3 protein-coding genes are annotated in these 11,976 nt (G+C 44.5%); all 3 read right to left on the bottom strand.

Annotated features, from left to right (window positions below; translation table 11 throughout):
• Window positions 1-51 precede the first annotated feature (51 nt).
• The 3 genes from A5294_RS02550 to A5294_RS02540 all read right to left on the bottom strand — a co-directional run bounded on the left by A5294_RS02550 (window position 52) and on the right by A5294_RS02540 (window position 11,294).
• Window positions 52-285 (bottom strand): hypothetical protein, encoded by a 234-nt coding sequence (locus A5294_RS02550; protein WP_004119032.1) that lies wholly within the window; start codon window positions 283-285, stop codon window positions 52-54.
• 81 nt (window positions 286-366) lie between these two features.
• Window positions 367-3,555, bottom strand: a complete 3,189-nt coding sequence (locus tag A5294_RS02545; protein WP_064340388.1) for a bifunctional [glutamine synthetase] adenylyltransferase/[glutamine synthetase]-adenylyl-L-tyrosine phosphorylase — start codon at window positions 3,553-3,555, stop codon at window positions 367-369.
• 92 nt (window positions 3,556-3,647) lie between these two features.
• Entirely contained in the window at window positions 3,648-11,294 is a 7,647-nt protein-coding gene (locus tag A5294_RS02540; protein ID WP_064340387.1) for an FIVAR domain-containing protein, read from the bottom strand.
• Window positions 11,295-11,976 lie beyond the last annotated feature (682 nt).

Below are 11,976 nucleotides of genomic sequence, written 5' to 3'. Positions count from 1 at the left end.
TTTTTAAATCATTTTCTGCATCTTGAGTAACAAGAATATTAAAAGAACTCATTACAAGCCCTTTTCTAACTCAGCAAAAACATCCGCATATGGGCGTGCTAAACCAGAAACTGACTGCTTATAACTATGCATAAGTTTTGCAGCAAAATCAGTAGATAATAATTCGTCATTTTCTTCTAAATTTTCACTACTGACTGCTTGTTTTATAAGTGCAGAAGCATCAGCATAAAAAACTGAAGAGTTAGCTCTTTCTTTTACATCATTACTTATTACTGCATTTTTCATTAAAAATCACCTCCCGTCTTGTAATTATAACTTAAAACAAATAATGCAACAATAAATGTAAAGTGACTAAAGATGAAATGATTAGCGACCGTAGAAAAGACGAGACATGATTTCGCGGCACTGACGCATGGTTGCTAAAAGATCGTTTTCAAAAACGCGGCCCTGATTCGGCTCATAGCCAAGGTAAGTTGCTATTCCGCCCAAAGAATACGAGTCAGTTGGAATAATATCTGCGCGAGCCATTGATCCAGACCACAAGAAGTTTGCGTTGCGCACTGCAGAACACATATGCCAGCAGCGGCTTAAAACTTCAGCATCCTCGTCGCTTATAAAATGCTCAGATTGCAATGCTTTCAACGCTTGCATAGTTCCAACTACTCGTAAAGATTCATGCTTTGAAGCATATTGCAATTGCATCAATTGCACAGTCCACTCAACATCGCTTAAACCGCCGCGACCAAGCTTCAAATGCCTGTCCCTACTAACTCCTCGAGGTAAACGCTCCGCTTCCATGCGAGCTTTAAGCTTACGAATTTCAGCAAGCTGAGATTCACTAAGAGGATTTGCAGCGTAACGCAATTCGTTTACAACTCCGTTAAGCAAAGCATCCGCCAACTCCTTAGAACCTGCAGCAAAACGCGCTCGCAACAACGCTTGATGCTCCCAAGTGCTAGCCCATTGACGATAATACTTTTCGCAAGATTCTAGCGAACGAACAAGCGGACCGTCTTTTCCTTCCGGACGCAAATCCAAATCGACCATGATTTTTGGTTCAAGTGTAAGAGGACCTTGCAAAATATTACGCAAAATATCTACAGTTTTTTGCGCAAAGCGGTGAGCTGCGTTTAAATCGCAATCTTCACCAACCGGCTTGTAAATTACCATAATATCTGCATCAGAACAGAAGTTTACTTCTTTACCACCGTAGCGACCTAAAGCAATAATAGCAATTTCAGCTTGAGGAGCATTCAAATTCATGACTGACACAGCTTCACGCATAGACCATTGCAAAGTCGCATCTAAAATAGCATCAAACACATCACTCATTGCAAGCATAGAAGTATCGTCATCAATAAGACCACACATCCAAGCTAAAGCTACTCGCTCAATTTCCTGCCGGCGAAGAGCGCGCAAAGACTGCGCAAAATCCGCAATATTACTTGCATAACGCGCAACCATTGCACTAGTTTGCATGTCAAGACTTGCCCTATCGCGCGCAGATAACGCTTCGTCGTCTCCAAGCCAAGTAATAGACTGCATAGACTGCATCATAGCGTCGCCAAGATAGCGCGAATCCGCCAAAACGTGGCAAAGACGCTGAGCTGCGGAAGGAGAATCACGCAAAAAACCAAGATACGTATTTTTTCCGCCAAAACGCTCCGCAAGACGCCGCCACGCAAGCAAACCCATATCCGGATTCTGCCCGTCGCCAAGCCACTTCAACACTGCCGGAAGCAAAATTCTATGAATTTTAGCAGCCCTAGAAAGCCCCTCTGTAAGCGCTTCAACATGCAACTGTGCTGCGCGAGCATCCGCAAAACCAATAGAAGCAAAGCGCGCGCGAGCAGCCTCCGGCGAAAGTACAATAGGATCCGCATCCGTTTGAGCGTTAATAGGAAGCATCGGACGGTAGTAAATATCCTTATGCAAGTGCCGAATTTCACGACGAGCTTTATCAAAACGCGCAACTAACTCTTCCGGACGAAGCCGCACAGCACGAGCAAGGCGGCAAATCTGCTCATTGTTGTTAAGCTGCTCTGTAGAAATTGTGCGCGCGCGATCCAAGCCGCCGTTTCCTTGCGCACCCAAATCTGGGAACAAATGCGTGCGATGCATACTCCACATTTGCTGACGATGCTCAAGAACACGCTCAAAACGGTAGTGTTCTGCCAATAGCGCCGCCTGAGACCTAGAGACGTAGCCACCTTGAGCCAACGCTTGCAAAGCGGAAATAGTATCCCTTACTCGAAGCGACTCATCCTCACTTCCGTGCACAAGCTGCAGCATTTGCACAGTAAACTCAACATCGCGCAAGCCGCCTTTACCAAGTTTCATATCCAAATCGCGTTGAGAAGCCGGAATAAGCGACTCCACACGCTGACGCATATGCTGGCAGTCAGCTACAAAATGCTCACGACCAGAAGCCTTCCAAATAAACGGCTCAACCATATCGCGATAAGCTTTTCCAAGATCCGTATCCCCTGCTGTAGGGCGCGACTTCAAAAGCGCCTGAAACTCCCAGCTACTCGCCCACTTTTCATAATATTCTCTATGAGAATCAAGCCTACGAACAAGAGGACCATCCTTACCTTCCGGGCGAAGCGCAGTATCAATCTGCCAAAGCGGAGGCTCCACAGAGCCCATAACCACCGACTGGCATACTTTTTGCAAAACCATTGCCATAGAAACACCAACGCGCAAAGCAGCATCCTGGTTCTGCTTGTTGCTTAAATCCGCAGGCTCCACAACATAAATCAAATCGATATCGGAAACGTAGTTAATTTCTTGCGCTCCAAGCTTGCCCATAGCAATAATCGCAAATCTGCATGCGGAAGAACCAGTAACCTGTCCTCGCGAAATAGACAACGCTGCCTCTAAAACAGCATCGGCAGCGTCGGAAAGCTTACGACTAATATCTGGCTGCACTTCAACAGGGTCAGCGCTCGCTAAATCAGCCGCCATAATTGCAGCAACATGCTCACGGTAGCGCGCACGAAGCGCAGAAACTGCTTGTGCAAAGCCGAGTGATGTTAAGTAAATTGTGTTAGAATCGCTGCTTTCAGAAGAAACAACTGTTGCAGTGTAAGCTTGTATTGCTTCGAGTAAGTCTTTTACGCGTTCTTCCCTAGTCATTGCAAAAAGATGATTCGGGTCATTTGCTGCAGCTTTTATAAGATTAGGTCTTGTGCGCATAAGCATTGCCAACGCGTTAGACGCACCTAATACTTGCATTAGGCTTGTTAATGAGTCAGATACTTGCGAATTTGAAGTTGAAATATTATTTATTATTTCGGGGTATGTTTCACTTAAATCTTGCAATGAAAGCAATGCAGAATCTGGATCTTCAACTGTGAGCGCGCTTCTTAGTAGTGTTTCAAACGATATTTTATTGCAGTTTTTGCATATTGCCATCATTGCGCAACGTGCGGCATCCGGGCGAGCAAAACCGGCTTTAATAAGGCTTCTTGAGGTGAGTGCGGAAGAGTTCGTGCTGCTTTCGTTGCAGTTGGTTTCAGTAGTTGCACTATCTGTTATGTTCGCACTTTCCATACCGCAACTTTACATTGTGGTGGTGTACAAAAATCCCTCGCGGATTATCGGAAGATAACCTGCGAGGGAATTTGCTTAATTACGGCGCAAGACTACTCGTTAGAGTGCTTGCGGCGGCGAGAAGCTATGCCTGCAACACCAAGTCCGGAGAAGACTGCGGCAAGACTTGCAAACAAGCCAGTTGCAGCACCTGTCTTAGCAAGACCACTAGCATTACCGGAAGCACCAGAAGCATTACGCCACGCAGCCTTAGCGTTCTTAAGCTTCCTCAAAGCGGCATCAACCTGAGCCTGAGTAGCATTCTTATCAGCAAGCACACGCTTAGCCTCAGCCAAAGCACTCACATAAGTTCTAGCAGCAGCAGTATTCGCCTTAGACGCAGCAGAAGAATCCGCTTCAGAATTATTAACCTCGACTCGCAAAGCAGTCTTATCAACCGAAGCACTCTGAGAATCAGTAGTCTCAAAACCAGCAGCAGAACCAGAACCAACACCAGAACCAGAGCCGCTTCCAACACCACTATCAATACCAAACGGGTGATTAATCTTATCCTTAGCAGCCTGAAGCTTCCTCAAAGCCTCATCAACCTGAGCCTGAGTAGCGTTAGGATCTGCAAGCACACTGTTAGCCTCAGCCAAAGCCTTGTTATACGCGTCAATATCCTCAGTCATTCCAATCATAAAGAATACAGAATCACGGAACTTAGCATCAGCATCCGCCTCAGTCTGAAGCTTAGACTTATCAGTCTTATTAGAATCAGTAAGCTTCTTCTTAGCATTCTGGAGCTTCTTCAAAGCCTCGTCTACCTGAGCCTGGGTTGCATTCTTATCGTCGAGAACCTTGTTAGCGTCTTCGAGCGCCTTCTTGTAGGCGTCAAGAGCTTGCTTAGACGCGTTATCACCCTTAGCTTGAGCATTCTGATACTCAGGCGTCTTAGTGAAATCAGAATCCTTACCAGCTTCAGCAGTCAGATCAGTCTTATCAGTCTTATAACCATCAGAAAGCTTAGACTTAGCATCCTGAAGCTTCTTCAAAGCATCATCAACCTGAGCCTGGGTTGCATTCTTATCGCCGAGAACCTTATTCGCATCCTCAAGAGCCTTCTTGTAATCCTCAAGAGCCTGCTTAGACGCGTCATCACCCTTAGCTTGAGCATTCTGATACTCAGGCGTCTTAGTGAAATCAGAATCCTTACCAGCTTCAGTGTTCAAATCAGACTTATTAGTCTTGTAGCCGTCAGTAATCTTCTTCTTGGCATCCTGAAGATCCTTCAAAGCAGCGTCAAGTTCCTGCTGGGTTGGAGCCTTATCCATGCCGTCTGGAAGCTTACCCTTTGGCTTGCCAGTAGTGCGATCAAAGGCATCAAGAAGCTTCCTGGCAGCCTTGAGCTTTTCGGTGTAGGCATCTAGTGCCTTCTTGGCAGCTTCATCACCCTTCGCAGTCGCGTTCTTGAACTCTGGAGTGTTCTCGAACACGTCGGTGCTGGTGTCGTCCTTGCCGTCCTTAGACTTATCAACTTCTTCTTGCAAGTCGTGCGGGCTAGTGACGTAGTTCTTAGTAATCTTATCCTTAATTTCCTTCAGATTATTAAGAGCCACGTCAACTTCTTGCTGAGTTGGAACATCCTTAGCACCAGGCTTTGGTTTACCGTCATCACCAAACTTTTCAAGCAAAGTCCTAGCTTTCTTCAACGCTTCTTTATAAGCAGTAACGTCAGCATTATCCTTGCCGTCATCAGTCTTCTTAGCAAGCGCATTCTGATACTCAGTAGTACTCTCAAATGACCCAGCAGTTGGCTTAGCAGTAGGATCTGTCGTATCGGCAGTAGACTTCGCAGCTTCAGTCTTCAAATCGTCAATCTTAGTACCGAAGCTGTCGTCGATTGCCTTTTTAGCATCTTGCAAAGCCTTAAGAGCATCATCAACTTCTTTTTGAGTTGGCTGTTTATCAGCTTCAACATTTGGATCAGGATTATTCACCTTGTTGATGAGTTCCTGCGCAGCCTTGAGCTTTTCGTTGTAAGCTTCCAGCTTTGCAGTCGCATCAGCGTCGCCAGCGTTCTTCTTTTCAAGAGCGTTCTTGTACGGAATCGACTCTTCAAACTTAGGAGTTACAGGCTTGCCGTCTTGATCCTTATCACCGACCTCGTTATTAAGCTTGTCAACGTTGGTCTTGTAGCTGTCAGCAATCTTCTTCTGAGCAATATTGAGCTGCTTTACTAACGCATCAACCTCACGCTGAGTAAGCTTGCTAGTATCCTTAAGCTTTTCAGCAATCTTAGCAATCTGACCTTCAAAACCAGTTTGCTTAGTAGCATCGCCCAAGTCCTTTCCAGCCTGATCATGCTTTGCGTTGTTAGCGTCAGCCTTGATTGCTTCAGCATTCTTGTATTCAGGAGTCTTCTTGAATACATCTTCTGCGTATTCCTTAGCTTGCTTAAGCTTATCAACGTTTGTCTTATAGCCGTCGGTAATAGCTTGCTTAGCTTGCTTCAAGGCCTCAAGAGCATCATCAATCTGTTTCTGAGTTGGATGATCGCTGAGCGTATTGGATGTGTTATCTTGCGCCAACTTGCGTGCCTTTGCCAAAGCATCCTTGTACGCTTTCACATCATCATTGTCTACCTTCTTACCGTCAGCGCCATCCTTCTTCTTAGCATCAGCGTTCTTGAACTCTGGAGTGTCCTCGAAGTCGTTTTCAGTAACAGGAGCATGCTCCGCAGTAGACTTATTAGCTTCTGCCTCAAGCTTAGTTGTATCAGTCTTGTATGTGTCAAGCTTGGTACGTGCTTCATCCAGAGCCTTAAGCGCGGCGTTGATGTCTTTTTGCGTTGGCTTTGCGTCTTGCGGCGTATCTTTATCGTCATGCTTCTTCAAAAGCTCCTGCGCCTCAACTAATGCCTTGTCGTATGCCTTCTTAGCTTTCTTAGCTTCATCATTCTTCTTGGTATCAGGCTTGCCTTCAGCTGTTAAGAAATGAGGATCAGAAGCGTTGCGATACGCATCAGAAGTTTGCGTGCCTTCTGTAGGTGCAGCGCCATCTGTAGAGCCGTGAGCTTTGACACTAGTTTCAAGCTTAGCAGTGTCGGTGTTGTACATGTCAAGAGCATTGCGCTTCTCATCCAAGGTCTTAAGCGCCGCGTCCACTTCTTCCTGCGTTGCGCTAGACTTCTTGAGCAAATCCTTAGCCTTGTTAAGAGCTTCACCATACTCATTTGCAGCTTTACGAGCAGCAGTATTCTTAGCAGAATCAGCATTACCATCAGCACTCAAATAATTATGAACTGAAGCATTCTTATATCCAGGAGTTTGGCGAGTATCCGAATCTTTGTTAATAGATTCCTGCAGCTTATCCGTCTTAGTCGCAAACTGGTTTAATTGAGCAGATGCGTCGTTCATTGCCTTCAGAATTTTTGTGACATCTCTATCAAGCGGCTCGCCATTTTCGTGTGCCTGAATGTTCTTGAGATAATCCTTATCGTTCAGGTCACCCTTTGCATCAGGAATATTGGTGACAGGAATATCAGTTCCATCCGTCCCTTTATCCTTATCAAGCTTATTCTCAAATGCTTTGTGCAGCTTAGCAACCGCATCATCATACGCTTGCTTTATCTTTTTAGCAGCTTCTACCTGAGTTTTTTCTTCCTCGGTAGGATTCTGCTTCTCAGCAAGTGCTTTTGCATTCTTATAAGCAGGACTATTTTGAATAGCTAGATCATTCCAGAATGCCGCCGACAGCTTAGACGTATCAGTCGCATACGTGTCAATAACTTGACGAGCCTTTTCAAGAGCTTCTTTCGCTGCTGTAATTTCTTCCGCAGTTGGCTGTTTAGACGTTTCGGTTTCAGCAAACTTTCGCTTCAGTTCCTTAGCCTTTTGATACGCTTCGTTATATTCCTTAAACGCTTGCTTAGCTTTCTGATCGCCTGCTTGTGCCTTATCAAAAGCATTAAAGTATGCTGGCTTCAAATATCCATCAATATTGTCCGCCAAAGCCTTCGTCAAATCATTAGCATCAGTTGCATAATCTTTATGAAGCGCATCTTCAGCAGAAGTTAATGCTTGTTCAGCTTCTTCTACCTGCTTCTGAGTGGCATCCTTACTAGCAAGTACTTGTTTAGCTTTTGCTAAAGCTTTGTCATAATCTTCATATGCCTTCTTAGCAGCTGTCTTCTGTGCTTCCGTTACACCCGTGTCAGTGCTTTCTGACTTAGCTTTAGCATTCTTATAGAAGGTACTCTTTTTACCATTAGCATTATCAGGATCAGGGTTGTCGAAGGTTTGCTGAACAGCAGCTGCAAGCTTAGCCTTATTCGTTGCCTTAGCATCAAGCGCCTTCTTAGCGGCCTCAAGAGCTGTAATTGCAGCGTTTACTTCCTTTTGAGAAGCAGTTGGATCAGCTGAAAGATCATTTGCTTTCTTTACAGCCTCATCGTATGCTTTGCGCTCAAGATCAGTTGCGTTTTGATATGCTGGGTCAGCGGTCTTGAGCTTCTCCTCGCCTTGCTTAGACGTATCACCAGTCTTTACCTTACCATGCTGAGCGATTGCATTATTCAACTCATCCTTGTTGGTGCTGTACTTATCAAGCTCCTTACGCGCAGTATCAAGCTTTGCCTTAGCAGCGTCAACGTCTTTTTGCGTGGCGTTGTTGTTGTCCCTTGCAGCTTCAGCAGCTTGAAGTGCTTCATCGTAAGCTGTCTTTGCTTTCTTAGCAGCTTCGTTCCTGTCGGTGTCGGCAGAACCATCTGACTTCTTAAAGTCAGGATCGCTCACATTCTTGAACTGGTTTGTTGCTTGCGTGCCTGTAGCAGCTTGCTGACCTTCTGCAGCTTTACCGTTCTCATCGATGGATTTCTTAAGCTCCTCTTTCTTGGTAGCGTCACCATCAAGAGCTTTGCGAGCTTTTTCCAGCTTAATGGTTGCGTTATCAACCTCAGCCTTAAGCGCTTCGGTTAAATCAGCATCAGCTGTGTTACCGACTTTTTCAAGCGTTTGTTTAGCAACCTTCAACGCATCATCATAGTCGCTCTTTACCTTGTCCGAAGCGTTGTAGTATGCAGAATCAGTAGGAACTTCCTTACCCTCAACATGGGTAGTCTTGTGATCCTCAACCGACTTCTTCAAATCACTTGTCTTATGATTCGTCTGCGGCACAAAGATAACGTTAATCGCCTTAGGCGTATTCCCAGGGTTTTTGCCATTTTCGATGTAAATGTTTCTATACATCGTCAATCCATACGGCAAAACAAACAGGCGCGCTTTATATACCTTGTTTCCTTTAGCAGCAACTACTACCGGCTTAGCTTCTTCATCCCAGGAATACGATCCTGCATTCGATTCAGAATCGCCAAGATTTTCACCAGAATTAGAAACATTCTGACTATATTGCCAATAAGCACCGCTCATATTGCCAAGCGACAACTCAGTTGTAGGTTGGCCGTTCTTGTCGATCACGTAGCCCACATGCGACTTCTGCGCGTTTTCTTTATCGCCTTCATGAGCAAGAGCTTCGCCACCAGTAAGCTCGCGCAAACCAGCGTTGCCATCCTTCGGCGTAGCTTTCAACAAATTAAGAATCTTATTTGTATCAAACCCTTCTGCTTTAGTTGGGTCGTAGCGATAAATGATGGTCTTGTGGTCTTCGCTCCACGAAAGGCCTTCGTCGGTGTCGCGGCCGGCAATTTTATTATTCTTCCACGAAACGTCGTAATCTTTGCGAATATCCGCCAAACGCGTGAGCTTGCCAGCCTTTACATCAGACTTAAACTCAGCAACCGCTTTATCGGTCTTAATCTTAACGGTAATAGTATTTTCTGCCTGACCATTCGAGATGCCCTGATTTGCATGACCAGCCGCAGTAAGATTGCCAGTAAGATACGAAAGCGTAATCTGCTTCTCGTAGTCGGTAGCGCTTAATCCAAGCTCTGTGTTGTCTTTATTAGCTTCGTAAATAGCCTTCTTAATGCTCTTAATCTCAGCATCAGAGTAAGCGAGTGGATTGTAGATAACAGTTGCGGTACTTTCTGCAGGAACCTTAATCTGATCTTCGGTAAACTTCTTCAACACAAGGTCACGCAGAGCAATCTTAGGAGCATCTTTTTCATCCACGCCGTCAAAATGGATTACAGCATTATCTCCATCAAACGAAATCTTATCTGCTGTAACGCCATTAATCTTGGCAAGCTTCGTCTTAATTTCTTCCTTAACTTCAGCCGAAAGATTAGTCGGATCTTCCACAATCGGCTTGTCAATGCGATCATCGTAGCGCGCAACGGTAAGCGGAATAGCTTGCGACTTAAAGCCCAAATCCGTAACCATATAAGTGTTAAGCGTCTTCGCGCCAACTACGTAAGTATTATCATCGCCAGCTTTTTTAGCATTAATAGCATTAAACGTAGTCTTGTCGTAAGCACCATCAGCTTTTACGTTAATATTTTGCGTAAACGCTCCAGAAAGCTGATCATTTACCGACTTTTTATCGCTACGCTCAGTATTAATATTGCCAGCTTCAATAATTGCTGCTTGAACCTTTTCTGCCGTAAGAGGCTGATTATATTTCAGCACCACTGACCCGGAAGTCTTTGGCGGCACAAGCGTTACAGCGCGAAATACGTTTGTTTTATAAGCAATAGTTTCTTTATTACTACCATCTTTAGTTACATACACGAAAATAGAGCGACTGGCTGTATACTTCTCAGCACCGCCATTAAGGTTACCATCCCTAAAAAGAGTGCTCATCGTAAGAGTTGCAGATCCATCGGAATTAGCAGTAAATATATATTCGCCAGAATAGGCTTGATGTTTGTTTGGATCTTTCGAGTAAAAATCAATACCTCTCTCACTTTTTGCATTATTGAAACCATTTGTCCTAGCAGGGAAAATAGCAATACTGGTAATCTTGCTACCATCTTTTGGAGCTGCAAAATGGAAAGTAACAGTGTGCTTTTCGCCATTTACGCTATACGTGTTGTCTGAGCTTCCCCAAGCATACGCATTTGGTACAGAGTCAGCATTATTATCGTTAATTTCAATCTTGGTGCTTCCATCTGCTTGAGCAGCTGGCGTAATTTTATTAAGATCTTGATTTGCTGTATCATTAGAAGCGCGATCCTGATTTTCAGGCTTAGTATCATCAAGTTGCTTATCTTCAACCGTTGCACGCTTTGAACGCTTCCTTGCGGAATTTGCTGTAGGAGTGCTATTTGCAGTCTTATCAGTAGCAGCAGTGCTATCTGTAGCCTTATTATCTACAGACTCAACACTCGCAGTCTTCTGTTCAGTCTCAGTAACACCAGCCTCACCGTCAACCTTTACTACAGACTGCGTAGAAGTTTTCGTTTTGTTAGCCAGTTTCTTTTCAAGATTAGTCTTGCCAGGTTTCTCTTCAGGCTGCTTCTTTTCTTCAGACTTTTGCTCAGAATCTTTATTAACATCAGTCTGATTCTTCTTAACCTCTTCCTTAGCTTTATCAGACTTAGCAGCATCCTTATTCTCAGCCTCAACACCAGGCTTCTTACCAGCCTCAACAGGAACCGAAGCCGCACCAGCCGCAGCACCATTCTCCGCCGCCATTGCCGGAGTTGCTCCAAAAGCGAACGCCGCACCAGCCAACACGCCAGCGGCTCCAACCGTAAATGCTGCCACCTTGCGTGCATCCACAGCCTTAGCAATCGCATTACTTACTGCAGCATCCAATGTAACCTTGCGTGCATGCCTTCCGGAATTTGAATTAGCCATTGTGTATCTCCTTGAATACCAGATTCTCTCTGAACAAGTCTTTATGAATTTATTAGTGAAGAGCTTTGTGCAGTAATCAAACGCTGATCGAACTACGGTCAAATACATATGAAACTTCTGCTCAGCTCTCAAAAGCGCAATCTCTTTTATTGAGATTTACATTCAATAATACCGAATATACGAATATTTTGCAACGTATTTGTTATAATGTATAGCCTATGAAGCCCCCCCCCCCAGAGGCTTTATTCCAACATTTTTAGCAGATTTTTGGGGCGAAAACTTTCATAACAAATGTAAGCTAGATTACAGTTTTAATGGTGATTCTAAACACATGTTTAGTATAAAACGCAATTATTTTATGCATTTATACATTTTTGCGTATTTGTATACATTACACACTCTATGTTAAATTTCAATACTCACTACCACTCGGTYGTRYKRATATTCRYGTGGTAGAGATTTGAGATTTTTCGCACTGAGCGCGGCGAACGTCAGAGCCGCAGGCTGCTGATTCGCCAAGCGAAGAAGAAAAATCGAAAAATCTCTGCGATAAAACGAGGTTATTAATGATTAAGCACGCAGAGTTTGGGGGATTTCTCTACGAGCAATAAAAGAGGACTGAGGAGGCAACATTCCTTAAGAACAAAGCAGACAGTAAAATCTTTAACAGCCAGAGCGACGA

The organism is Gardnerella sp. 30-4 (assembly GCF_001641215.1).
Lineage (GTDB): Bacteria > Actinomycetota > Actinomycetes > Actinomycetales > Bifidobacteriaceae > Bifidobacterium > Bifidobacterium leopoldii.
The sequence above is the reverse complement of the archived record's forward strand: the minus strand, read 5'-3'. Positions and strand labels throughout refer to the sequence as shown.